The organism is Klebsiella sp. RHBSTW-00215, assembly GCF_014103785.1.
Classification (GTDB): Bacteria; Pseudomonadota; Gammaproteobacteria; order Enterobacterales; family Enterobacteriaceae; genus Klebsiella.
The window spans coordinates 3,349,068-3,374,583 of the sequence record NZ_JABXQS010000001.1; the positions used below are offsets into that span (position 1 = coordinate 3,349,068).

19 protein-coding genes and 7 tRNA genes are annotated in these 25,516 nt (G+C 51.4%); 4 read left to right on the forward strand and 22 right to left on the reverse strand.

Going from position 1 to position 25,516, the window contains the following annotated elements:
- Window positions 1–153 precede the first annotated feature (153 nt).
- Window positions 154–1,134: an IS5-like element IS5 family transposase gene (locus HV127_RS15825; RefSeq protein ID WP_042934497.1), complete on the forward strand. Its 981-nt coding sequence runs from the start codon at window positions 154–156 to the stop codon at window positions 1,132–1,134.
- A gap of 262 nt (window positions 1,135–1,396) precedes the next feature.
- Here HV127_RS15825 and HV127_RS15830 read toward each other — a convergent pair whose 3' ends face one another.
- From HV127_RS15830 to HV127_RS15850, 5 genes are all read right to left on the reverse strand, one after another.
- A complete protein-coding gene (locus HV127_RS15830) occupies window positions 1,397–3,070 on the reverse strand; it encodes a ShlB/FhaC/HecB family hemolysin secretion/activation protein (protein ID WP_182237188.1) in 1,674 nt (557 codons plus the stop codon).
- Between the two features lie 361 nt (window positions 3,071–3,431).
- The gene (locus HV127_RS15835) at window positions 3,432–4,157 is read right to left on the reverse strand and encodes an amino acid ABC transporter ATP-binding protein (RefSeq protein WP_181483047.1); all 726 of its coding nucleotides are present in this window, start codon (window positions 4,155–4,157) and stop codon (window positions 3,432–3,434) included.
- Window positions 4,157–4,831 carry a glutamate/aspartate ABC transporter permease GltK gene (gltK, locus tag HV127_RS15840; protein WP_112214518.1) on the reverse strand — a complete coding sequence of 225 codons (675 nt, stop codon included), beginning with the start codon at window positions 4,829–4,831 and terminating at the stop codon, window positions 4,157–4,159. The genes HV127_RS15835 and gltK overlap by 1 nt, the downstream gene beginning before the upstream one ends.
- Complete coding sequence (locus tag HV127_RS15845; RefSeq protein ID WP_181483045.1) at window positions 4,831–5,571, reverse strand: amino acid ABC transporter permease; 741 nt, start codon at window positions 5,569–5,571, stop codon at window positions 4,831–4,833. The genes gltK and HV127_RS15845 overlap by 1 nt, the downstream gene beginning before the upstream one ends.
- 164 nt (window positions 5,572–5,735) lie before the next feature.
- Window positions 5,736–6,647 carry an amino acid ABC transporter substrate-binding protein gene (locus HV127_RS15850; protein WP_182237190.1) on the reverse strand — a complete coding sequence of 304 codons (912 nt, stop codon included), beginning with the start codon at window positions 6,645–6,647 and terminating at the stop codon, window positions 5,736–5,738.
- A gap of 419 nt (window positions 6,648–7,066) precedes the next feature.
- On the opposite strand from HV127_RS15850, the gene HV127_RS15855 reads away from it, so the two are divergent.
- On the forward strand, window positions 7,067–9,004 hold the full coding sequence (locus HV127_RS15855) for a rhomboid family intramembrane serine protease (RefSeq protein ID WP_182237192.1): 1,938 nt from the start codon (window positions 7,067–7,069) through the stop codon (window positions 9,002–9,004).
- Between the two features lie 41 nt (window positions 9,005–9,045).
- Here HV127_RS15855 and lnt read toward each other — a convergent pair whose 3' ends face one another.
- From lnt to miaB, 5 genes are all read right to left on the reverse strand, one after another.
- Complete coding sequence (gene lnt, locus HV127_RS15860; RefSeq protein WP_182237194.1) at window positions 9,046–10,584, reverse strand: apolipoprotein N-acyltransferase; 1,539 nt, start codon at window positions 10,582–10,584, stop codon at window positions 9,046–9,048.
- A 22-nt stretch (window positions 10,585–10,606) separates the two neighbouring features.
- A complete protein-coding gene (gene corC, locus HV127_RS15865; protein ID WP_095095048.1) occupies window positions 10,607–11,485 on the reverse strand; it encodes a CNNM family magnesium/cobalt transport protein CorC in 879 nt (292 codons plus the stop codon).
- A gap of 98 nt (window positions 11,486–11,583) precedes the next feature.
- Window positions 11,584–12,051 (reverse strand): rRNA maturation RNase YbeY, encoded by a 468-nt coding sequence (gene ybeY / locus HV127_RS15870; RefSeq protein WP_181483041.1) that lies wholly within the window; start codon window positions 12,049–12,051, stop codon window positions 11,584–11,586.
- On the reverse strand, window positions 12,048–13,094 hold the full coding sequence (locus tag HV127_RS15875; RefSeq protein ID WP_181421762.1) for a PhoH family protein: 1,047 nt from the start codon (window positions 13,092–13,094) through the stop codon (window positions 12,048–12,050). Before HV127_RS15875 ends, ybeY begins: the two co-directional genes overlap by 4 nt.
- A 155-nt stretch (window positions 13,095–13,249) precedes the next feature.
- Window positions 13,250–14,674: a tRNA (N6-isopentenyl adenosine(37)-C2)-methylthiotransferase MiaB gene (miaB, locus tag HV127_RS15880; protein ID WP_181483040.1), complete on the reverse strand. Its 1,425-nt coding sequence runs from the start codon at window positions 14,672–14,674 to the stop codon at window positions 13,250–13,252.
- A 208-nt stretch (window positions 14,675–14,882) separates the two neighbouring features.
- Between miaB and ubiF the strand changes: the two genes are divergently transcribed.
- Entirely contained in the window at window positions 14,883–16,058 is a 1,176-nt protein-coding gene (gene ubiF / locus HV127_RS15885; protein WP_182237196.1) for a 3-demethoxyubiquinol 3-hydroxylase, read from the forward strand.
- A gap of 103 nt (window positions 16,059–16,161) precedes the next feature.
- Here the strand turns inward: ubiF and HV127_RS15890 are convergent.
- The 12 genes from HV127_RS15890 to nagB form a co-directional block, all read right to left on the reverse strand.
- Window positions 16,162–16,236, reverse strand: a tRNA-Gln gene (locus HV127_RS15890).
- Between the two features lie 35 nt (window positions 16,237–16,271).
- Window positions 16,272–16,346 (reverse strand) — tRNA-Gln (locus HV127_RS15895).
- Between the two features lie 44 nt (window positions 16,347–16,390).
- Window positions 16,391–16,467 (reverse strand) — tRNA-Met (locus HV127_RS15900).
- Between the two features lie 22 nt (window positions 16,468–16,489).
- Window positions 16,490–16,564: transfer RNA gene (locus HV127_RS15905), tRNA-Gln, on the reverse strand.
- A 36-nt stretch (window positions 16,565–16,600) separates the two neighbouring features.
- Window positions 16,601–16,675: transfer RNA gene (locus tag HV127_RS15910), tRNA-Gln, on the reverse strand.
- 35 nt (window positions 16,676–16,710) lie between these two features.
- Window positions 16,711–16,795: transfer RNA gene (locus tag HV127_RS15915), tRNA-Leu, on the reverse strand.
- Between the two features lie 6 nt (window positions 16,796–16,801).
- Window positions 16,802–16,878: transfer RNA gene (locus tag HV127_RS15920), tRNA-Met, on the reverse strand.
- Between the two features lie 230 nt (window positions 16,879–17,108).
- Window positions 17,109–18,770: an asparagine synthase B gene (asnB, locus tag HV127_RS15925; protein WP_182237198.1), complete on the reverse strand. Its 1,662-nt coding sequence runs from the start codon at window positions 18,768–18,770 to the stop codon at window positions 17,109–17,111.
- A gap of 278 nt (window positions 18,771–19,048) precedes the next feature.
- Window positions 19,049–19,801, reverse strand: a complete 753-nt coding sequence (locus HV127_RS15930; protein ID WP_110273356.1) for an HAD-IIA family hydrolase — start codon at window positions 19,799–19,801, stop codon at window positions 19,049–19,051.
- 45 nt (window positions 19,802–19,846) lie between these two features.
- Entirely contained in the window at window positions 19,847–21,067 is a 1,221-nt protein-coding gene (locus tag HV127_RS15935; RefSeq protein ID WP_181483038.1) for an N-acetylglucosamine repressor, read from the reverse strand.
- Window positions 21,068–21,075: 8 nt separating this feature from the next.
- Window positions 21,076–22,224 (reverse strand): N-acetylglucosamine-6-phosphate deacetylase, encoded by a 1,149-nt coding sequence (nagA, locus tag HV127_RS15940; protein WP_182237200.1) that lies wholly within the window; start codon window positions 22,222–22,224, stop codon window positions 21,076–21,078.
- 60 nt (window positions 22,225–22,284) lie between these two features.
- On the reverse strand, window positions 22,285–23,085 hold the full coding sequence (gene nagB / locus HV127_RS15945; RefSeq protein ID WP_110273359.1) for a glucosamine-6-phosphate deaminase: 801 nt from the start codon (window positions 23,083–23,085) through the stop codon (window positions 22,285–22,287).
- A 313-nt stretch (window positions 23,086–23,398) separates the two neighbouring features.
- Here nagB and nagE point away from each other — a divergent pair, with 313 nt between their 5' ends.
- Window positions 23,399–25,351 carry a PTS N-acetyl glucosamine transporter subunit IIABC gene (nagE, locus tag HV127_RS15950; protein WP_182237202.1) on the forward strand — a complete coding sequence of 651 codons (1,953 nt, stop codon included), beginning with the start codon at window positions 23,399–23,401 and terminating at the stop codon, window positions 25,349–25,351.
- Window positions 25,352–25,516 lie beyond the last annotated feature (165 nt).

Consider the following 25,516-nt stretch of genomic DNA (forward strand, 5'->3'; position numbering starts at 1 on the left):
TTATTCTTATTTCGAATAAATTTATCATAATTGTCCCGCAGGTCGTCCAATAACCATTTATCGATTCTATTACGTAATGTGTTTTGGAAGGTGCGAACAAGTCCCTGATATGAGATCATGTTTGTCATCTGGAGCCATGGAACAGGGTTCATCATGAGTCATCAACTTACCTTCGCCGACAGTGAATTCAGCAGTAAGCGCCGTCAGACCAGAAAAGAGATTTTCTTGTCCCGTATGGAGCAGATTCTGCCATGGCAAAACATGGTGGAAGTCATCGAGCCGTTTTACCCCAAGGCTGGTAATGGCCGGCGACCTTATCCGCTGGAAACCATGCTACGCATTCACTGCATGCAGCATTGGTACAACCTGAGCGATGGCGCGATGGAAGATGCTCTGTACGAAATCGCCTCCATGCGTCGGTTTGCCCGGTTATCCCTGGATAGCGCCTTGCCTGACCGCACCACCATCATGAATTTCCGCCACCTGCTGGAGCAGCATCAACTGGCCCGCCAATTGTTCAAGACCATCAATCGCTGGCTGGCCGAAGCAGGCGTCATGATGACTCAAGGCACCTTGGTCGATGCCACCATCATTGAGGCACCCAGCTCGACCAAGAACAAAGAGCAGCAACGCGATCCGGAGATGCATCAGACCAAGAAAGGCAATCAGTGGCACTTTGGCATGAAGGCCCACATTGGTGTCGATGCCAAGAGTGGCCTGACCCACAGCCTAGTCACCACCGCGGCCAACGAGCATGACCTCAATCAGCTGGGTAATCTGCTGCATGGAGAGGAGCAATTTGTCTCAGCCGATGCCGGCTACCAAGGGGCGCCACAGCGCGAGGAGCTGGCCGAGGTGGATGTGGACTGGCTGATCGCCGAGCGCCCCGGCAAGGTAAGAACCTTGAAACAGCATCCACGCAAGAACAAAACGGCCATCAACATCGAATACATGAAAGCCAGCATCCGGGCCAAGGTGGAGCACCCATTTCGCATCATCAAGCGACAGTTCGGCTTCGTGAAAGCCAGATACAAGGGGTTGCTGAAAAACGATAACCAACTGGCGATGTTATTCACGCTGGCCAACCTGTTTCGGGCGGACCAAATGATACGTCAGTGGGAGAGATCTCACTAAAAACTGGGGATAACGCCTTAAATGGCGAAGAAACGGTCTAAATAGGCTGATTCAAGGCATTTACGGGAGAAAAAATCGGCTCAAACATGAAGAAATGAAATGACTGAGTCAGCCGAGAAGAATTTCCCCGCTTATTCGCACCTTCCCTAAGCGCTGCCACCAGCATGACGTAAGAAAGTTTGAATTTAAACATTAAATTTATACCTTTAAATATTATTGGATGAGAAAATTAACAATTAGTGAGTTTGAATAAATGACAGTACTAATATCTCCATTTTAATGAAAAGCCGAGATTAAGCGGATCGGTATGAAAGCTATCGGGTTTGGTAAGTGGCGTGCTAATGAAAAAATCATACTGAGTGGATAGTAACTCTCCACGGAGCCCGCTTACTGCACCTGATATGACTTTTCCTTTTTTGTATTGCTCCTCGCCGGTAATACGGCCAATATCCAGGCCTAAATAAAACTGTTGGCCGGGGAGGGGAGAGTCCCAAATAAAATCGTTGCTCCAGTACCAACCCTGGTTACCAGAAAGGGTATTCTCGCCATCGAAACCACGTACAGTCCAACGGTTGCCAATATTGAATTTATTATCGGTAGATAATATGTCGGGGCTAAATTGGGCACTGATATGCGGAGCGTAGCTGAATCGATCGCCGGTCAGGTCAAATTTCATAAAGGCCTGGATATCCATATGAACCACGCGTGAAAGTTTGCTATAGAGCCCGGCTTTCTCCTCCGGAGTGGGCGTGGAGCTTAGCCAGGGCAAACTACGCTGTACGCCCAGGCTGGCATCGACGATCTTTTTATCAAAGTAACGCTGCTGGCGTAAGGTTAGCTCCCAAACCGGATTTTGCTTGCGCATTACGCTGAGTTCACTACCGCCAAAATAGTAGTGCGATGTGCTCTTTGCTATGCGGGCGTCCAGCGTTGTTTTCTGTTGCCGAGTATGTGAAAGCAGGCGCGACAGCGTTGCACTGGCATAACGGTTTTTGCTTTTATATTCAGTAACCGAGTAGTTACCCTTAAACTGTTGAAGATATTCACTCTGTGAGCCGTAGAGGCTTAATGACCAGTAGCCAAAGGGGATGGAGTAATAAAGGCTGCTATTCTGGTTGCCATCATCATGTTGATTGAATTCAACGTCACCGCCGGCTGAGAAGTACAAAATGTCATTCAGGGTGGTTAAATCATAAAGATAAAGTGCACCACCGCCCTGGTAACGTCCGCTGGCGCGACTTCCGGCGTCATCCAGCCAGGCGCCAATTTGCCATTTCTTTGTCAAATCACGCGTGAGTTGAATATCACTCTCAGCGTTTTTTTGTCCGGGAACAATTTTCATTCGAGCTGATGAACCAGGGGTACGCTGCAGGTTAGCCATTCCTTGTTCAAGATCGGTCAGCTTCAGTATGTCTCCGCTGGCAGAGGGAATTGAGTTCCATAGGCTGGTTGCTGCTCTATTGTCCGCAGACCAGGTGATGTCACCAATGTGACCATAGGTGAGCGTAATTTTCAGGATTCCACCCTTCAGGGATTGTGAAGGAACATCAATAAGCGAAGTGATATAACCCTGAGTAATTAATTCGTTTTGTAAGGTTGCAGTGAGTATGCGTATACCTGCAATGCCCAGGCATTGGTGTTCCGCTTGGATAGCAATGCCACCTAATAGACGCTGGGTTAATTTTTCATCCTCGGAAATGATGTCGACCTTATTGATATATTGGCACGTTGTCTCCGATGGAAAGACTAATTTATGTTTATAGGAGCCAGATCGTGATGACTGATATTCCTGTTGCTCAGGTTTTAATGCGCTTTGGCGTGCTTTATCCTGCTCAGTCTGGTTGGTATGGCTGGTGGATACATTCGCGAAGGTGGATGCTGAAAGAAATAGATAAATCAAAATAACGTTGAGCAGTTTTTTTTGGTTTTTTTTCATGAAGCAATGTCCATTTGTTTCATTTGATAAGTATACCCCAGCTTGCCTATCTCCGACTTGGGGCTATTTTGTCAGTAAGGCGAATCAGGTGCTCACTCTTTAAGAATTTTATTTTTTATAAATCGCTAAAATAAATCACTTAACGATATACTCGGCGTCGTTGTAAAAAGTTGCGCTATGTTAGCTATACGAGATTATTCAGGCTACGATACAAAACCTGAATTTTATTTGAATTGATTATTTCATCTTGTGAATTATTACAGATGAGATTTGATATATAACATGTGATTATTTTTACTTTAATATTCAATCATATTGAATATGAGTGAGGGCGGCGTGTACTTACGTACACGCCTGAAATTTAGTGCAGAATTTTTGCGAGGAAATCTTTAGCTCGTTCGGATTGAGGATTAGCGAAGAAGGCTTCTTTATCAGCATCTTCGACAATTTTCCCTTCATCCATAAAGATCACCCGGTTGGCCACTTTGCGGGCAAAGCCCATTTCATGGGTCACCACCATCATGGTCATTCCTTCATTAGCCAGTTCAACCATGACGTCCAGTACTTCGTTAATCATCTCCGGGTCAAGCGCAGAGGTGGGTTCGTCAAACAGCATCGCAATAGGGTCCATACACAGCGCCCGGGCAATCGCCACACGCTGTTGTTGACCGCCGGAAAGCTGGGCTGGAAATTTATCTGCATGAGCTGAGAGACCTACACGCTCCAGTAATTTTAACCCTTTGGCGCGGGAAGCGGCTTTATCGCGATTAAGCACCTTGACCTGAGCCAGCGTCAGATTTTCGATAATCGACAGATGTGGGAACAGTTCAAAGTGCTGGAACACCATCCCAACGCGGGAGCGAAGTTTGGCCAGATTGGTTTTTTTATCATTAACCCTGGTGCCGTCAACGATGATTTCACCTTGTTGAATGGGTTCCAGACCGTTAACGGTTTTAATCAGCGTTGATTTGCCCGAACCCGATGGCCCGCAAACGACCACAACTTCGCCTTTTTTCACTTCCGTGGAGCAATCGGTCAGCACCTGAAAGTGACCATACCATTTTGAAACATTTTTCAGGGTAATCATTACACAGTCCTTTTCTTCAACCAGCTGACCAACAACGATGCGCTGAGACTAATAACAAAATATACGGCCCCTGCGAACAGGACCATTTCAACCTGGGTTCCGTCGCGCTCGCCGATAGTGGAGGCGGTGCGAAAGAAGTCTGCCAGACTCAGGACGTAGACCAGTGAGGTATCCTGAAATAGAACAATACCTTGGGTGAGCAGCAGTGGCACCATGGCGCGAAACGCTTGCGGTAAAATAATCAGCTTCATGGATTGCCAGTGGGTCATCCCCAGCGCTAGCGCGGCGCTGGACTGGCCGCGTGAGATACTCTGAATACCGGCACGTATAATTTCCGAGTAGTACGCCGCTTCAAACATGGAGAATGCAATCATCGCGGATATCAGGCGAATGTCGGTTTTCGGCGACAATCCCAGCACGTTTTGCAGGAAGCCCGGAACAATCAGATAAAACCACAGCAGGACCATCACCAGCGGGATAGAGCGAAAAACGTTAACATAGGTTTTAGCAAACCATGCCAGCGGGAGGAAGCTCGACAGGCGCATAACGGCCAGAATTGTTCCCCAGACAATCCCGATAACAATCGCGATAACGGTGATTTTTAGCGTGATAACCAGGCCAGCCAAAAGGTATGGCATGGAGGGAATAATGGAACTCCAGTCAAAATCGTACATCATTTGCCTCCCAAATTGCCCGGCAGGCGAACTTTACGTTCAACCACATACATTACCAGCATAATAATTGCGTTGATGAACACGTAGGCGAGAGTGATGGCGGTAAACGATTCCCAGGCGTGAGCCGAGTAATCCAGCAGCTTACCCGCTTGTGCGGCCATATCTGCGAGCCCGATGGTGGAGGCGATAGCCGAGTTTTTCACCAGGTTCATCATTTCAGAAGTCATTGGTGGCACGATAACGCGGTAGGCGTTAGGCAGCAGAACATAGCGGTAGGTTTGCGGCAGCGTCAGCCCCATTGCCAGCCCGGCGTTTTTCTGTCCACGCGGCAGCGACTGAATGCCAGAGCGGACCTGTTCACAGACGCGAGCGGCAGTGAATAATCCTAGACACAACATGGAAGAGACAAAGAACTGAATATTCGGATCCAGCTCGGACTTAAACCACATGCCAAGGTCTTCCGGCAGCAGTTCAGGTACCACCAGATACCAGGTGAAGAATTGCACAATAAGCGGGACGTTACGGAAGAGTTCAACGTAACAGGTACCGATACTTGATAACAGGCGATTGGGAACGGTGCGTAAAATACCGAATAGTGAACCGACGAAGAAGGCGATAATCCAGGCCGTTACCGACAGTGCGACGGTGACCTGAAAACCGCTCCAAAGCCAGCCTAAATAGGTGGTGTTGCCGAACGGGGCCTGTTGCAGGAATATGCCCCAGTTCCAGTCTATTGACATAAATGACTCCTGGAAAAAAAAGGGTAGCAGCGCTACCCTCGAAGATTGTTGCTCAGCTTGTTGCGGTATTCACGGCGGCTGGGGAACGACCAGCCACCGTATAGTCTGTCCGTGCTGTAGTAACAATCGGGAGGGCAGGATTTCCCGCCCCTTGTTTTTTTTAATTAGTTAAGAGCTTTGTCGTTTGGTGATTTGAATAGCGCTTTCATCTCTTCAGAGAGTTCGAAATTCATATTCAGGTTCTTCGGCGGAATTGGGTTTTTGAACCATTTGTCGAACCATTTTGCCGCTTCGCCAGAGGTCTGGGCCTGGGCGACGGTTTCGTCTACCAGCGTTTTGAACTGCGGATCGTCTTTACGCAGCATACAGCCGTAGGCTTCCTGAGACTGAGCGGTGCCTACAATCTCCCAGTTATCCGGTTTCTTCGCTTTTGCTCGCTCACCGGCCAGCAGCGCGTCATCCATCATAAAGGCCACTGCACGACCGCTTTCCAGGGTGCGGAAAGAGTCGCCATGGTCTTTCGCACTGATGATGCGCATATTCATTTTTTTCTCATCGTTCAACTTATGCAGCAGAATTTCTGAGGTCGTTCCCGACGTCACAACAACGGCTTTATCCTTCAGGTCCGGGAAGTCTTTAATCGCACCGCCTTTTTTCACCAGCAGGCGCGTACCGACCACAAAGATCGTGTCGGAGAAGGCCGCTTGTTTTTGCCGTTCGAGGTTGTTAGTCGTGGAGCCGCATTCAAAATCAAAAGTACCGTTTTGCAGCAGCGGGATACGGTTTTGCGAGGTGACCGGAATCAGTTTTACCTGCAGGTCAGGTTTGTTCAGCTTCTTCTTGATAGCATCAACAATGGCATTGGAGTAGTCCTGAGAATAGCCGACGACTTGCTGCTTGTTGTCATAGTAAGAAAACGGAACGGAGGATTCACGGTGGCCAACGACGATCACGCCGTTTTTGGCAATTTTATCCAGAGTGCTCTGCCCGGTGGCAGGTGCAGCATCTTCTGCATGCGCCGCGCTGGCGGTCAGACCTATGGTCAGCATTGCTGCGGCGAGTTTACATAATTGCATATCCGACTCCTTATCCTCAGCGTCATTGACGCTATTGATACCCATTGTGAGTGTGTGTGCTTTTTATTGCTGCCATCTTTGCGTGCAGCATTTGTATGTGTTTGTTAGCATTTAGTTTGGCTTAATGTAAAGATTTTGCTCTTATATTGTTGATTTTTGCGAGGCATACCGCACCAATAAGAGGCATAAATCCTTTGCTGCACTGTTTAAGTGCTGCTCTTGCTCCGTGTCGGTGCAAGCGTGTGGCCAGTAGACGAATGCAATTCATCTCTAAGATTTATTTTGCAATTCACGTGCCAGAACCTGGTGAAGTAAGCTGAATTGAGTGAGATATCACCCTGTTCACATCGGCATAAGTTGATTTCTAAGTTAAAATAGCGGTCTTGTTAGCGTTCATATTTTCAGGGAAGAAAATCGCTATGGCTGCACAACATTTCAACTCGCCTTCTTTCGTCGTCGTGAAGATCCCTTATGTAACATTTCTCCTTATTGCCCTGAACGTGGTTTGGTTTGGCTATTTTTCTCGATCATCTGTGGATGGTGATATTAATCACGCGACGCTGATTCACTTAGGTGCAAACGTTGCGGCGCTAACGTTAACCGGCGAATCCTGGCGACTGGTTGCCAGCCTTTTTCTCCATGGCTCTTTTTCTCATCTGTTCTTGAATATGCTTGCTCTGGCGGTTATTGGCGCTGTTGCTGAAAGATTGCTGGGCAGGTGGCGTCTGTTGGTTGTGTACTTGCTATCCGGCTCTTTCGGTTCTCTCGTGAGCGCCTGCTATGCACTGAGCGACCGGGGGACTGGTGGTGAAACTGTCATCCATTTTTTGTCTTTAGCGCCGCAGGTGATTATCAGCATCGGTGCGTCCGGCGCCATTATGGGGCTGGCCGGTGCATCAATAGTCTCGCTGGTTTTTGCCGATCCTGCTGCTCGCAGTGAAAACGACCGGCGGGTGCTGTATTCGACCCTTGGAATGGTCGTGCTAACGCTGTTGTACGGTACTCAGCAGGAGGTGGACAACGCCAGCCATATTGGCGGCCTGTGCGCCGGCGCGGTTATTGGTTTTGCAATAGTCCTGATTCAGATGGGCTCGAGTAAAAAGCTGCTTCTGGATGCATTCCTCTTTTGCGGCTGCTGCGCGCTGTTGCTGGGCGGGACGTGGCTTGCGCAGCGGCAGATTGATGAATCGGACCTGGAGGTCAGGGCGAGCCTGCGTGATGAGTTTTATCCCCTGTCCGTTGAGAAAGAGCGGCAGCAGAGAAGAAAGGTGCTGGCTGATGAACGTGAAAAGCATATGACCAGGCTGCCAGAGCCGGTAAGCAATGAGGAAGCCCGCGGCACGACACTGGCTGAGATACCTGACATTAACGACATCGCGCTGAGTAAGGACGGAAAGACGCTGTACGCGGCGGTTGAGGATAACAACACCATCACGGTTTACAGCCTGGAACAGCATAAAATTCTGAGAACGTTTACCGGTACGGTAAGGGCTGCAAATTACAAAGGGCGCTGTAGTGATTGTGGCGATCGAGGGGTCAGGGCGCTGAAGCTTAGTCCGGATGAAACGCGACTCTATGCGACAGGGTTTGAACCGGATTCATTGTCGGTGATTCGGGTGGCGACGGGGGAAGTTATTCAGACTATCGCAACGGGGCGTAGCCCGGACGCGATGGTGATTTCTCGCGACGGTAAGCGTGCCTGGGTAATGAACCGGACCAGCAACACTATTTCAGCTATTGACCTTACTTCATATCAGCCGAGCGGCGATATTCCGCTGGGAACATACGACGGAGCAGGTAAGAGTGGTGGCTCTAACATAAGGCCAATTGCGCTCTCGTCGGATGAAAAAACGCTTTTGGTCCCCGATATGGGGAGAAGCGATATCGTGCGCATTGATACCAGTACCCACCAGAAGGTGGATTATCCGGCGGGGGATACCCAGGGGACGACGAGCGTTGTCGGTTTTCGCCCGGAAACGGGTGAGGTTATTTTTGCCGATAGCTTGGGAATTTCACGGATTGGCCAGACATCACAGCAGCCGAAGCTACTGGCTCAATGGTGCAGCCGAAGTATCTATTCTGCTGAAGCGATAAGCCCGGATGGTCGATATATCGCGCTATCGACCTATGGGCTGGAAGGTTATATCGTTCTGCTCAGCGTGGATGCGAGCCAGGTTGTGGGGGTTTACCCTGCCAGCCGCGCAAGGCAAGTTCGGTTTTCAGCCGATGGCAAGCAGATATATGTGTTGGGGGCAAAGGCGCTGACGGTGCTGGATCGCGATAAGTCGCTTGCTCCGAGGGAGCTCGTTCGTCATCCGCAGTATGGTGACGTAGCCTGTCTTCCTGATGTTGACTAATGGGACATGGGGGGAAGAGCGTTCGTTTCCCCCCATTTTGCTTACTGCTTGCGAGCTCGCAGGCTCATCAGTAGTGCACCAAAACCAAACAGGATGGTCAGCGCCCACAGCGGCCAGTTCCCCGTACGGGCGTACGGTGTCAGACCAGACGTCGGGGTCACTTTGGTGGTCAATACGGCACGAGTAAACTGCGGGATCATCTCCTGAATTTCACCGCGTGGGCCGATGACGGCAGTAATGCCATTATTTGTGCTGCGCAGCAGCGGACGGGCCAGCTCCAGCGCGCGCATCCGCGCCATCTGGAAGTGCTGCCACGGACCGATAGATTTCCCGAACCACGCATCGTTAGAGATGGTCAACAGGAAGTCAGTATCCGGGCGGAAGTTATCGCGCACCTGTTCGCCAAGAATAATTTCATAGCAAATGGCCGCCGTCAGACGCATGTTATGAGCGACAAGCTGTGGCTGCACGTAAGTACCACGGCTGAAAGAGGACATCGGTAGATCGAAGAACGGAGCCAGCGGACGCAGGATCGATTCCAGCGGTACAAACTCGCCAAACGGCACCAGGTGGTTCTTGTTGTAGCGATTCTTCGAGTCGTAGCTGTAAGGATTGTCTTTGCCCAGGGTAATAATCGTGTTGTAGGTATCGTAGCGATTTTGCGCGTTCAGACGCGCATCGACGATGCCGGTGATCAGTGAGCTGTTTTTCGACCTAAGTAGATCGTCCAACGTGCTGAGGAAACGCTGCTGGTTGATTTCCAGATCCGGAATTGCCGACTCCGGCCAGATGATGAGCTGAGATTTGCCCATTTGCGGCTGGGTGAGATCCAGATAAGTTTCCAGCGTTCTGGCCAGGTGGCCCTCATTCCACTTTATCTCCTGAGGAATATCCCCTTGTACCAGCGAGACCTGAGTGGCTCGCTCCGGTAGCAACTGGTACCACTGAATGTAACGCAGCGGGAAGGGCAGGGCGAACAGCACTACGGCGGCGATCAGCGGTTTCCAGCTACGCTGCATAAGCGCCAGTACCAGCAGGCCACTGACAACCATCAGCAGGAAGTTTATCGCCTCAACGCCCATAACAGGGGCCAGACCTTTCAGGGGCCCGTCAATCTGGCTGTAGCCAAATTGCAGCCATGGGAAACCGGTTAATACCCAACCGCGCAGGAATTCGGTAATTTGCCACATTACCGGTGCAGCGACAGCCACGCGTATCCAACTGGTTTTCGGCCACAGGCGCGAAAGAATACCGGCGAATAACCCGGTATAAAGGGACAAATAAGCCGCCAGCAGAACAACCAGGAAAACGTTGACCGGCCCCGGCATCCCGCCGAACTGCGCGATGCTGACGTAGACCCAGTTAATCCCGGAACCAAACAGGCCTAGCCCCCAGAAATAACCAATAGCGGCGCTTTGCACCGGTCGACGATTAAGGGTTAAACCTTGCAAACCGATTAGCGAAATAATCGCCGCTGGCCAGAAATCATAAGGTGAAAAAGCCAGCGTTCCGCTGGCTCCGAATAACAACGCCAGCAGCAGGCGTACGCGCTGGCGTTCAATAAGAGAGGCAAATACCATTTAGGTTAATCGTCCCGTTGGATTAGTCTTCCAGCTTCGGCTGAGGCGCGTCATCAGGAAGTTTTACATGTACCTGAATAATACGTCTGCTGTCAGCCATTGCGACCTTGAATTGGTAACCATCAATGTCGATAGATTCACCGCGGGCTGGCAGATGACCAAATGCCTGCATCACCAGTCCGCCGATGGTGTCGACCTCTTCGTCGCTGAAGTGGGTTCCGTAGGCTTCGTTGAAGTCTTCGATTGAGGCGAGCGCGCGTACCGTCCACGTGTGGCGGCTCAGTTGACGAAAATCGATATCTTCTTCTTCATCGTATTCGTCTTCGATCTCGCCGACGATCAGTTCAAGGATGTCTTCAATGGTCACCAGACCCGAGACGCCACCAAACTCATCGATAACGATAGCCATATGATAACGCTGGGAGCGGAACTCTTTCAGCATGCGGTCAACCCGCTTGCTTTCAGGCACGACAACCGCCGGGCGCAACACTTTTTCCATGCTGAAGGCTTCCGAGTCGCTGCGCATAAACGGCAGCAGATCTTTGGCCATCAGAATCCCTTCAATGTGATCTTTATCTTCGCTGATCACCGGGAAACGCGAGTGGGCTGATTCGATGATGACATCGAGGCACTCGTCCAGCGTCTGGTTGCGTTTCAGGGTAATCATCTGCGAGCGAGGGATCATGATGTCGCGGACGCGTTGGTCGGCGATATCCATTACCCCTTCGAGCATATCGCGCGTGTCTTCGTCGATAAGATCGTTTTGTCCGGAATCACGGATCAGCGCCAGTAGTTCGTCACGATTTTTGGGTTCACCGTGAAAGAGCTGGCTGAGTAACAGGGAGAAAAATCCCTTTTTGCTGTTTACTGTGTCGCTACTGTGTGAATTGTCGTCGCTCATGGCGTCGTATGGGTTCTCATGTTGGTTAAATAGTCGCTCGTCACGCGTATACTCAGCGTCCGGCATAGCGGCCAGTCGCCGGCAAAGCCGGCGGCAGGTTATTCCTTCTCGGCAATGTACGGATCCTCATAGCCCAGAGCAAGCATTATCTCTGTTTCGAGGGATTCCATCTCTTCCGCTTCTTCGTCAACGATATGGTCGTAGCCCAAAAGATGCAGACTACCGTGGACAACCATATGCGCCCAGTGCGCTTCCAGCGGTTTGTTTTGCTCTTTTGCTTCCTGCTCGACGACCTGACGGCAGATGACCAGATCGCCAAGCAGTGGTAATTCGATGCCCGGAGGGGCTTCGAACGGGAAAGACAGCACGTTAGTCGGCTTGTCCTTCCCGCGATAGGTCATATTCAGCTCATGGCTTTCCGCTTCATCGACCAGACGGATCGTGACTTCCGACTCTTCCTGGAACTGCGGGATGACGGTATCGACCCAGCGTTGAAACTGCGCCTCATCCGGCATACCGCTGTTATCTGCGCAAGCCAACTGTAAATCGAGAATAACCTGACTCATTTGTGTTCCTGCTCCTGGGCTTCGCGTTTGCGCTCGGCGGCCTGTTCTGCTTTACGTTTTTGGTCCGCTTCTTCCCACGCTTCATAGGCATTAACGATGCGGGCGACAACCGGATGGCGCACCACGTCCTCGCTATGGAAGAAGTTGAAGCTAATCTCATCGACTTCGGCCAGCACTTCAATCGCGTGGCGCAGGCCGGATTTGGTGCTGCGCGGCAGGTCAATCTGCGTCACGTCGCCGGTAATAACCGCTTTGGAGTTAAAACCAATACGGGTCAGGAACATCTTCATCTGTTCGATGGTAGTGTTCTGGCTCTCATCAAGGATGATAAAGGCATCGTTCAGCGTACGACCGCGCATATAGGCCAGCGGCGCGACTTCAATCACGTTGCGCTCAATCAGCTTCTCGACTTTCTCAAAACCGAGCATCTCGAACAGCGCGTCGTACAGCGGGCGCAGGTACGGGTCGACTTTCTGACTCAAATCGCCAGGCAGGAAGCCCAGCTTTTCCCCGGCTTCAACGGCCGGACGGGTCAGCAGAATACGGCGAACATCCTGACGCTCCAGCGCGTCGACGGCAGCAGCAACTGCAAGGTAGGTTTTCCCGGTCCCGGCAGGACCAACGCCGAAGGTAATATCGTGGTCAAGAATATTGGCAATATACTGCGCCTGATTCGGCGTGCGCGGTTTGATCACGCCACGCTTAGTTTTGATATTGATGGCCTTGCCGAAGTCCGGCACGCTTTCGGCGCTTTGCTCCAGCACGCGGGCTTCTTTGATCGCCAAGTGAATTTGTTCTGGTTCAATATCCTGAAGTTCGCCGCGCATCGGTGCAGTATCGACATACAGGCTGCGCAGGATATCCGCCGCAGCGGTGACGCAAATCGGGCGACCGGTTATTTTAAAGTGATTGTCACGACGATTAATCTCGATGCCGAGACGGCGTTCCAGCTGTTTAATGTTGTCATCAAACGGGCCGCAAAGGCTCAGCAGACGGGCATTATCAGCTGGCTCAAGGGTGATTTCGCGAGTGTCTGTGTTCAAACTGTTCCTCTTATGCATAGGTAGCCGGAAGGTAAACGTTCACCGGCCTGTCAGGAAATTATTCACGTCATCGGAATATGGCGCAAGCATCGCTGTAGATATTGGGTTCAGGAGAGGAAATACAAGGCCTGCCGGAGTCGGCAGGCCTGAACGGATTATGGCTGGTAGATACCGACGCCAAGATCGTTTTCTTTACGGGTACGAGCAATCACCGATTCCGGCGTTTCTGCGATGCGCAGGCCCATTTCGTCTTCGGTACGTACCACTTTACCGCGCAGAGAGTTTGTCCAGACGTCGGTGATTTCGACATCGACAAACTTGCCAATCATCTCAGGTGAACCTTCGAAGTTGACCACGCGGTTATTCTCGGTACGGCCGGAAAGCTCCATAACGCTTTTACGTGAAGTGCCCTCCACCAGAATACGCTGCACGGTGCCGAGCATACGACGGCTCCATGCCGTTGCCTGCTGGTTGATTCGCTCCTGCAGAATATACAGGCGCTGTTTCTTATCTTCTTCCGGTACGTCATCGACCATATCGGCTGCCGGGGTGCCCGGGCGCGCGGAGAAGATAAAGCTGTAGCTCATGTCGAAATTCACATCCGCAATCAACTTCATGGTCTGCTCGAAATCCTGGGTGGTTTCACCAGGGAAGCCGACGATGAAGTCGGAGCTAATCTGAATATCAGGACGTGCCGCGCGCAGTTTGCGGATAATCGCTTTGTATTCCAGAGCCGTATGGGTGCGCCCCATAAGATTCAGCACGCGGTCAGAACCGCTCTGCACCGGCAGATGCAGGAAGCTCACCAGCTCTGGTGTATCGCGATAAACCTCAATAATGTCATCGGTGAATTCGATCGGATGACTGGTGGTAAAACGAATCCGGTCAATACCGTCGATCGCCGCAACCAGGCGCAGAAGATCGGCAAAACTGCCTGGGGTGCCATCGTAGTTTTCACCGCGCCAGGCGTTCACGTTCTGCCCGAGCAGGTTAACTTCACGCACGCCCTGAGCCGCGAGCTGTGCGATTTCAAACAGAATATCGTCGCTCGGGCGGCTGACTTCTTCACCGCGAGTGTAAGGCACCACGCAATAGGTGCAATATTTGTTGCAGCCTTCCATGATCGAAACAAATGCGCTTGGCCCGTCGGCACGGGGTTCCGGCAGACGATCGAATTTTTCGATTTCCGGGAAGCTGATATCGACAACCGGGCTGCGATTACCGCGTACGGAGTTGATCATTTCCGGCAGGCGGTGCAGGGTCTGCGGCCCGAAAATAATATCGACATAGTGAGCGCGCTGGCGAATATGATCGCCTTCCTGAGAAGCCACACAGCCGCCAACGCCAATGATCAGGTTGGGGTTTTTCTCTTTCAGCAGTTTCCAGCGACCGAGCTGATGGAAAACTTTTTCCTGGGCCTTCTCACGGATTGAGCAGGTATTGAGCAGCAGCACATCCGCTTCTTCTGCCACTTCAGTGAGTTGAAACCCGTGCGTGGCATCCAGCAGATCGGCCATCTTTGATGAATCGTATTCGTTCATCTGACAGCCCCAGGTTTTAATATGGAGTTTTTTTGTCATCGACTTGCTCATGCTTAATTAGGTATACCCAAAGTCAGCGTCTTCACCGGATGTTGCTCTGCAATGTGAAGGGTGACGGATATAAAGCCAGGATTGCAGGGCGCGTATTGTAATGCTTTGACCGCGCCCTGACCAGTACGACCGCAATCACCGCAAGGTGAATAAAAATCCGGTAAACTCAAGGGATTCGAGTTTAAGGATAATAGCCATGACAATTCATGCAACAGATGTCGTTATCGTCGGCGGCGGAATGGTTGGCGGCGCCCTGGCATTGGGGCTGGCACAGCGCGGCTTTACGGTGACGGTGATTGAAAAAAATGCGCCGCCAACTTTTGATGCGACCTCGGTTCCAGATGTGCGTATTTCGGCAATCAGCGCTTCATCCGTAGGATTACTGAAAAGTCTGGGTGTCTGGGATTCAGTTCGGGTGATGCGCGCCCATGCTTATCGTCAACTAGAGACTTGGGAGTGGGAAAGTGCCCATGTTGCCTTTAATGCGGCAGAACTAGAGCTGCCTGAGCTGGGCTACATGGTGGAAAATAACGTCCTCCAGCTTGCTTTATGGCAGGCGCTGGAAGCCCATGCGCAAGTCTCTCTTCATGTGGGAGCGTCATTGAAGGAAATGCGCCACGAAGAAACGCATGCTTCACTAACGTTGACTGATGATAATCAGTACGACGCACGACTGGTTATTGGCGCGGACGGCGCTAACTCGCAGGTACGGCAACTGGCGGGAATCGGCGTCCAGGCGTGGCAGTATCAGCAATCCTGCATGTTGATAAGCGTGCAGTGCGTGGACGATCCCGGTGATAGTACCTGGCAGCAGTTCACTCCAACGGGACCGCGCGCATTTTTACCGCTGTTCGACCATTGGGCTTCACTCGTGTGGTACGATACGCCCGCGCGGATCCGCCAACTGCAGGGAATGAATATGGCTCAGCTGCAGCAAGAAATTGCCCGCCATTTCCCGTCTCGTCTGGGTGAGGTTACACCGCTAAGCGCGGGTGCATTCCCGCTGACCCGGCGCCACGCGCTGCAATACGTTAAGCCGGGATTGGCGCTGGTGGGCGACGCCGCGCACACCATTCATCCGCTGGCGGGGCAGGGGGTGAATTTAGGCTATCGTGATGTTGATGCGCTGCTGGATATTCTTTCTCGTGCGCGCGAGCATGGTGAAGAGTGGGCCAGTCTGCCTGTACTCAAGCGCTACCAGGCCCGGCGCAGAGCAGATAACCTGATTATGCAAACGGGGATGGATCTGTTTTATGCCGGGTTCAGCAACGATCTGGCACCAATCCGTATGCTGCGAAATATCGGTCTGATGGCTGCCGGGCGAGCTGGTGTCCTGAAGCGACAGGCACTGAAGTACGCGTTGGGGTTATAAACAAGACGTTCCCGGCTTGTGCTGAGCCGGGCGACGAAATGATGTGTGTGATGTAAACGTCAGAAAGCAAAAAGCCCGCCGAAGCGAGCTTTTTGCTATTAAGTGGCTGGGGTACGAGGATTCGAACCTCGGAATGCTGGTATCAGAAACCAGAGCCTTACCGCTTGGCGATACCCCAACGGGTGCGCCCACAATGTGAGCGACTTTTAAAATTGGCTGGGGTACGAGGATTCGAACCTCGGAATGCTGGTATCAGAAACCAGAGCCTTACCGCTTGGCGATACCCCAACAATTTTTTTGGATTTATCGAACTAAATCAATAAGTCCTTGTATGGTGGCTACGACGGGATTCGAACCTGTGACCCCATCATTATGAGTGATGTGCTCTAACCAGCTGAGCTACGTAGCCAAAATCTTATCATATTCTTCGATGGCTGGGGTACCTGGATTCGAACCAGGGAATGCCGGTATCAAAAACCGGTGCCTTACCGCTTGGCGATACCCCAATACCGTCGCGGTGAACCGCAAACATCGAAGAAATATGGCTGGGGTACCTGGATTCGAACCAGGGAATGCCGGTATCAAAAACCGGTGCCTTACCGCTTGGCGATACCCCAACAAAAAACTTTTACTTGCAACGCGAAAGAGTAAATGGTGCGGGAGGCGAGACTTGAACTCGCACACCTTGCGGCGCCAGAACCTAAATCTGGTGCGTCTACCAATTTCGCCACTCCCGCAAAATATGGTGGCTACGACGGGATTTGAACCTGTGACCCCATCATTATGAGTGATGTGCTCTAACCAGCTGAGCTACGTAGCCATCTTTTTTTCGCGCTACCTTATCGGCGTTGCGGGGCGCATTATGCGTATTGAGCCTTAAAGCGTCAACCCCTTTTTCATCGAAAATGGGCTGAAAACGACTGTTTGGTTAGGTTGCGAACAGCGTGATGTAATAATCGGCAATTATTGGTTATTTATCGTTTTTAATGATTTGCATAAGGCATAAAAAAAACGGACCCCGTAGGATCCGTTTTAGATATTGATGGTTATTTAGTAAGCCGACTGGTGCACGCCGACTGCGCGTCCTGATGGATCGTTCATGGTTTTGAACGACTCATCCCACTCAATGGCTTTCGCTGAAGAACAGGCAACGGACGGGCCACCGGGTACACATTCCGCAGCGCTGGGTACCGGGAATAATTCTTCAAAGATCTCACGATACAGATACGCTTCTTTTGACGATGGCGTGTTGTACGGGAAACGGAAGCTGGCCGTTTCCAGCTGCTGATCGGAAATCTGTTCTGCCGCGACTTCTTTGAGCGTATCGATCCAGCTGTAACCTACACCGTCAGAAAACTGCTCTTTCTGGCGCCAGGCGACGCTTGCCGGCAGGTAGGATTCAAAACATTCACGCAGAACATGTTTTTCCATTTTGCCGTTGCCGCACATTTTATCCTGCGGGTTAATGCGCATTGCCACGTCGAGGAACTTCTTATCCAGGAACGGTACGCGTGCTTCAACGCCCCAGGCTGACATCGCTTTGTTGGCGCGGGCGCAGTCAAACATATGCAGCGCCTGCAGCTTACGTACGGTCTCTTCATGCAATTCTTTGGCGTTTGGTGCTTTATGGAAATAGAGGTAGCCGCCAAACACTTCATCAGAACCTTCGCCGGACAGTACCATCTTGATGCCCATCGCTTTGATTTTACGTGACATCAGATACATTGGCGTCGAAGCGCGAATGGTGGTCACATCGTAGGTTTCGATGTGATAAATAACATCACGAATCGCGTCTAAACCTTCCTGTACGGTAAAGTGAATCTCGTGGTGCACGGTACCCAGATGGTTAGCGACTTCCTGCGCAGCTTTCAGGTCAGGTGCGCCTTCCAGGCCCACGGCGAAGGAGTGAAGCTGCGGCCACCAGGCTTCTGATTTTTCCTGATCTTCAACGCGGCGAGCGGCATATTTTTTGGTGATAGCGGAAATAACCGATGAATCAAGGCCGCCGGACAGCAGTACACCGTAAGGAACATCTGACATCAGGTGGCTTTTTACCGATTCTTCCAGCGCCTGACGCAGTTCATTTTTATCAGTAACATTGTCTTTGACTGCGTCATAGTCGAACCAGTCACGCTGATAATACTGGCGGATTTCGCCATCTTTGCTCCACAGGTAACTGCCCGCCGGGAACTCTTTAATAGTGCGGCAGACCGGAACCAGTGCTTTCATTTCTGAAGCAACGTAGAAGTTGCCGTGCTCGTCATGACCCATATACAGCGGGATGATCCCGATATGGTCGCGGCCAATCAGATATGCGTCTTGTTCGCTGTCATACAGAGCGAATGCAAACATCCCCTGCAGGTCGTCCAGGAAGTCCGGCCCTTTTTCCTGATACAGCGCCAGGATGACTTCACAGTCTGAACCAGTCTGGAATTCATAGCGATCGCCGTATTCTGCGCGCAGCGCCTGGTGGTTGTAGATTTCACCATTGACGGCCAGGGCGTGAGTTTTTTGGGCATTGTATAGCGGCTGCGCACCAGCGTTAACGTCAACGATAGACAGACGCTCATGCGCCAGAATGGCTTTATCGCATGCGAAAACACCGGACCAGTCCGGACCGCGGTGGCGCATCAGGCGGGAAAGTTCCAGTGCCTTTTTACGCAGTTCGACCGCGTCAGTTTTAATATCCAGTACGCCAAAAATTGAACACATAGCCTTCTCCGTTACCCTGTCTTGTTTAATGTTGTGCAGGCTGCGTCTTATTGCGAAGCCTCAGTGCATGCTTAAGAAAATGCCGCAAAGGAGCGGGGCGCGCAAGGGGTTTACGGTCGAGAAAAGAAATAATGCAACTACTGTTGCTGAATAATGAAAAAAGATTATGTTTTGAACGCTTTTATTGATGAATGTTTAGTGATAATGCATTTTTATTAGAGGAAGGTGTTTTTTGGTCGCTTAGAAATGAAGAACCACGCCCGGGGACGTGGTTTTGATCAGAAAATATCAATTTCTGCGACGGAGGGGTAAATCCATGATGGTCGGAATGGCATGCTGTCGATATCGTCGAGCGTGGCGATCCCAGAAAGCACCAGAATGGTTTCCAGGCCCGCCTGAAAGCCTGCCAGAATATCCGTGCGCAAGTTATCGCCGACGATGACTGTTTGCTCAGAGTGCGCCTGCATTTTGTTTAGCGCTGAACGGATAATCCACGGGCTGGGTTTGCCGACATAGAACGGCTGACGGCCTGAGATTTTCTCGATGCCGGCGCACAGCGCACCGCAGGCTGGATAATATCCGCGACCGTGAGTATCCGGGTTGGTGGCGATAAAACGCGCGCCGTTGGCAACAAAAAAAGCGGCCTTATGCATCATCTCCCAGTTAAAGGAGCGGGTTTCGCCGACGATAACGAAGTCAGGGTTAACGTCGGTGATGGTAAAGCCGGCTTTATACAGTTCATGGATCAGCGCGCCTTCACCCACCACGTAGGCTTTCTTGCCTTCCTGACGACGCAGAAAATCCGCAGTCGCCATAGCTGAGGTATAAAAAGCGGTATCCGGCACATCAATTCCCGCAGTCGCAAAGCGGTTCGCCAGATCCTGACCGGTTTGTGAAGGGTAGTTGGTCAGCATCACCAGCGGCATCTCTTTTTCGAGAATGCGCTTGATAAATTCAGCGGCGCCCGGCACAGCCACATTGTCGTGCATCAGCACGCCGTCAATATCACAAATTACGTTTTGAATGGTCATGGACAGTCCGACATCGTTGGAGAAAGGCGAAACTATAAAGCGGCTTTAACTTTCCAGCAAATGCTGGAGCAGGATCCCATTGAGCATCGCGCGCTTGACCAGAGCAAAAGCGCCGATCGCTGAGCGATGATCGAGAGTGGATCGCACCACCGGCAGATTTTTACGAAATGCCTTTAGCGCCTGATTATTGATGCAGCTTTCAATCGCTGGCAGCAGGACTTTTTCCGCTTCGACGATTTCACCGGCAATGACCACTTTTTGCGGATTAAACAGGTTAATCGCAATGGCGATGGTTTTACCCAGATGGCGACCGACATGTTCGATAACCTCACAGGCCAGCGCATCACCTTTATTCGCCGCTTTACAGATAGTTTTAATGGTGCAGTCATCTATTGAAATTTTGCTCTGATAGCCCTGTTCCAGTAAATGACGAACGCGATGCTCAATGGCGGCATTGGCAGCAATGGTTTCCAGACAGCCAAAGTTACCGCAGTGGCAGCGCTCGCCCAGCGGATCGACCTGGATATGCCCGATTTCACCAACGTTGCCATTGCGGCCGATAAAGGTACGACCATTGGAAATAATTCCCGCACCAGTCCCGCGGTGTACTCGCACTAAAATGGAGTCCTCGCAATCATGACTCGCACCAAAATAGTGCTCTGCCAGCGCGAGACTGCGGATATCGTGACCAACGAAGCAGGTTAGTTTAAAACGTGCTTCCAGCGCCTCAACTAACCCCCAGTTTTCAACCTGAATATGGGGCATATAGCGAATAACGCCACTTTCAGGGTCAACCAGGCCCGGTAGAATGACCGAGATAGCAATCAGCTCACGGATTTTACGCTGGCAGCCTTCCATAAAGGAGGCGATGATGTTCAGCAGCGCATGCTCCAGGGTTTCCTGGGTTCTTTCCGGAAGTGGGTAATGCTCTTCTTCGAGGGTTTTGCTGCTTAAATCATACAGCGTCAGGGTGGCGTCATAGCGGCCAAGGCGCACGCCAATTGCGTGGAAATTGCGGGTTTCGGCAATAATCGAGATCGCGCGACGGCCCCCGGTGGAGGCCTGCTGATCGACTTCTTTGATCAGGCCGCGTTCAATCAGTTGACGCGTAATTTTGGTTACGCTGGCAGGGGCAAGCTGGCTTTGTTCCGCAATCTGAATACGCGAGATTGGGCCGTGCTGATCAATCAACCGATAGACGGCCGCGCTGTTCAGCTGTTTTACGAGATCGACGTTACCAATTTGAGCTTGTCCGCCTGCTGTCATACTTTTACTTACTCAGTGACGACCTCGTTACCATTAACGATGGTCTTGGTGATTTTATAATCGCGGGTGAATGCGGTCAGGTTAGCGACCATCCCCGGAGCAATGCTGCCTAATTGTTTGTCCACGCCAATCGCGCGAGCAGGATAGAGAGTTGCCATACGCAACACTTCGTCCAGCGCTATGCCGCAATGTTCGACGAGGTTACGTACCCCTTCAATCATGGTCAGCGAAGAACCGCTAAGGGTGCCGTTTTCATCTACGCACAATCCATTCCGGTAGTATATTGTTTTACCAGCAAAAATGAACTGTTCAATATTGGCACCTGCCGGTGCTGTCGCGTCGGTCACGAGGCACAGTTTGTCGCCTTTCAGGCGCTTAGCGAGACGGACGTTGGCGTAATCGACATGTAGACCATCCACGATAATGCCGCAGTAAATATCCGGTTCGTCGAAAATCGCGCCCGCCAGACCCGGCTCGCGGCCAGTAATATAAGGCATCGCGTTAAACAGATGGGTGGCGAAAGTAATGCCAGAACGGAAGCCGATTTTCGCTTCTTTCAGCGTGGCGTTGGAATGGCCTGCGGAAACGATAATACCTGCAGCGACCAGCTTGCGGATCACTTCTGGCTCAACGCGCTCTGGGGCGAGCGTGAGTTTGGTAATCACATCCGCGTTTTCGCACAGAAAGTCGACCAGCGCGGCATCCGGTTTACGTACGTAGTCCGGGTTATGCGTGCCTTTCTTAACAATGTTCAGCCACGGACCTTCGAGATGCAGGCCCAGAGCCTGGTTCGGATGCTTTTGCAGATATTCGCGCATTACGCGAACGCCCTGTTTCATCAGGTCATCGCTGGCGGTAATGAGCGTGGGTAAGTAGCTGGTGCAGCCGGAGCGCTGGTTAGCCTCCTGCATAATTTCCAGCGTTTCAACGGTGACGGCATCGGGTGTGTCGTTAAACTGCACGCCGCCGCAGCCGTTCAGCTGTACGTCGATAAAACCGGGAGCAAGAATGGCGCCATCAACCGAGCGTTGTTCAATCCCGGTGGGTAAATCAGTCAGCGGACAGATACGTTCGATAAGGCCATTGGCGATAACGATCGCATGGTCATCCAGAATTTCATGACCGGTATAAATCCGGCCTTGGGTTAATGCATACATTACGACCCCCGGTTGTCAAAAATGGTTGTCCCGCGGGGGCGGCCGCGGGACGAGACTACATTACAGACCTTTGATGTTTTCAGCTTCTAATTCGTTGAAATATTTCAAGGTCTTAACTTTCAGTTCCATCGTAGACGGCTCGTCGCAGACCACAACCGCTTTCGGGTGTAGTTGCAGACAGGTAATGGTCCACATATGGTTAACGTTGCCTTCAACCGCTGCCTGCAGCGCCAGCGCTTTCTGACCCCCCAACACCAGAATCATCACTTCTTCTGCATCGAGCAGAGTACCTACGCCAACGGTTAGCGCGTATTTAGGCACCTGGTCTACGTCACCGTCAAAGAAACGGGAGTTTGCTATACGGGTATCATGAGTCAGGGTTTTAATGCGGGTACGGGAAGCCAGCGAAGAGGCCGGTTCATTAAACGCGATGTGCCCATCGTTGCCTACGCCGCCCATGAACAGGTTGATTTTGCCGTAAGAACGAATTTTTTCTTCATAACGACGGCATTCAGCATCGATATCAGGCGCATTACCATTCAGCAGATTAATGTTTTCTGCCAGAATATCAACGTGATCAAAGAAGTTGCGGTGCATAAAGCTATGATAGCTTTCCGGATGTTCTTTCGGCAGACCAACATACTCATCCATGTTAAAAGTGACGACATGCTTAAAGCTGACCTGGCCTGCTTTGTGCATCTCAACCAGCGCTTTGTAAGCCGTCAGCGGGGTGCCGCCGGTTGGCAGACCCAGTACAAACGGACGATCCGCCGTAGGATTGAACGCATTGATGCGATTAACGATGTGGCGGGCAGCCCATTTACCGACTTGCTCAGCTGTTACCAGGGGGATCAGTCTCATTGTTCACCTCTATAGTTAAATTAGAACCTGGCGGATTGGCGCCAGCATACTATTAAGAGTATTGCAGTAACTGCGTCGGCTGGGGTCAATCCGTGTTGATTTTTTGAATGATAAAATAAGTTTTCGTTGTTAGCCAGTAAAAGGCGGGGGTTAATACGATATTTGGTGACTATTGTCACAAAAAATGCCCATTTAATTTGCGAGACGAATTAATTTTTCAGACACTTTGCAGGTAAGTTAAAAATTTAACCAAGTTACACAATAATAAAGTGGCTTTGAATGAGCCTTATCGGGGTCTCATAGGGGGAATAAGATGAATATTTTAGGTTTTTTTCAGCGACTCGGTAGGGCGTTACAACTCCCTATTGCAGTGCTGCCAGTCGCCGCGCTGCTGCTGCGATTCGGTCAGCCCGATCTGCTTAACATACCGTTCATTGCACAGGCGGGCGGGTCAATCTTTGATAACCTGGCGCTGATTTTTGCTATCGGTGTTGCCTCCAGCTGGTCTAAAGACAGCGCGGGTGCAGCAGCGCTGGCCGGTGCAGTAGGTTACTTCGTCCTGACCAAAGCGATGGTCACCATTAACCCTGCTATTAACATGGGTGTCCTGGCGGGTATTATTACTGGTCTGGTGGCGGGTGCGACTTACAACCGCTGGTCGGGCATCAAATTGCCTGACTTCCTGAGCTTCTTTGGTGGCAAACGCTTTGTACCAATCGCTACCGGCTTCTTCTGTCTGGTGCTGGCGGCTATCTTCGGTTATGTATGGCCTCCGGTGCAGAACGCCATTCATGCAGGCGGAGAATGGATCGTCGGCGCTGGCGCGCTGGGTTCTGGTATCTTCGGTTTCATCAACCGTCTGCTGATCCCAACCGGTCTGCATCAGGTTCTGAACACCATTGCCTGGTTCCAGATTGGTGAATTCACTAACGCCGCAGGTGCGGTATTCCACGGTGACATCAACCGCTTCTACGCGGGTGACGGCACGGCGGGGATGTTCATGTCCGGCTTCTTCCCGATCATGATGTTCGGTCTGCCGGGTGCTGCGCTGGCGATGTACTTCGCGGCCCCTAAAGAACGTCGTCCAATGGTCGGCGGTATGCTGCTGTCTGTCGCAATTACCGCATTCCTGACCGGTGTTACCGAGCCGCTGGAATTCCTGTTCATGTTCCTGGCGCCGTTGCTGTATCTCCTGCACGCCATCCTGACCGGTATCAGCCTGTTCGTTGCGACAGCGCTGGGCATCCATGCGGGCTTCTCTTTCTCCGCAGGTGCTATCGACTATGTTCTGATGTACAGCCTGCCAGCAGCCAGTAAAAACGTCTGGATGCTGATTGTTATGGGCGTGGTGTTCTTCGTCATTTACTTCCTGCTGTTCAGTGCGGTTATCCGTATGTTCAACCTGAAAACGCCGGGTCGTGAAGATAAAACCGATGACGTGGTGACTGAGGAAGCAAACAGCAATACCGAAGAAGGTTTGACTCAACTGGCAACCAACTACATCGCAGCGGTTGGCGGTACGGATAACCTGAAAGCGATTGATGCGTGTATTACTCGTCTGCGTCTGACCGTTGCAGACTCTGCACTGGTTAACGATGCGGCCTGTAAGCGCCTGGGCGCTTCGGGTGTGGTTAAACTGAACAAACAGACCATTCAGGTTATCGTGGGTGCGAAAGCTGAATCCGTTGGTGATGAAATGAAGAAAGTGGTTGCGCGTGGCCCGGTTGCGGCGACATCTGCCTCTTCTGCTCATAGCGCACCTGTTGCATCAGTTGCTAAACCACAGGCCGTGGCGAATGCGAAGACCGTGGAAACGCTGGTTTCGCCAATTACCGGTGACATTGTGGCTCTTGAGCAGGTTCCGGACGAAGCGTTTGCCAGCAAAGCCGTCGGCGACGGTGTGGCGGTGAAACCGACGGACAAGATTGTTGTTGCTCCGGCTGCTGGCACGGTGGTGAAGATCTTTAACACCAACCATGCATTCTGCCTGGAAACTGAAAATGGCGCGGAAATCGTTGTCCATATGGGTATCGATACCGTCGCGCTTAACGGTCAGGGCTTTAAACGTCTGGTGGAAGAGGGGGCTGAAGTGAAAGCAGGCCAGCCGATTCTGGAACTGGATCTTGAATTCCTGAATGCTAATGCGCGTTCCATGATTAGCCCGGTGGTGTGCAGCAACAGCGACGACTACAGCGCGCTGGTTATTCAGGCAACCGGTAAGGTTGTAGCAGGTCAGACACCGCTGTACGAAATTAAAGGCAAGTAAGGCTCCTGAGTAGAGTTTATGCCTCAAGCGGCGCAGCGAAATCTGCGCCGCTTTTTTTTAGTGCAAATAACCTCAATATTTCCGTTTGATACCTTTTTTGCGTAACTAAAGGTTGTCAGCCTCTTCGGCTTATAAGATCATACGCCGTTATACGTTGTTTACGCT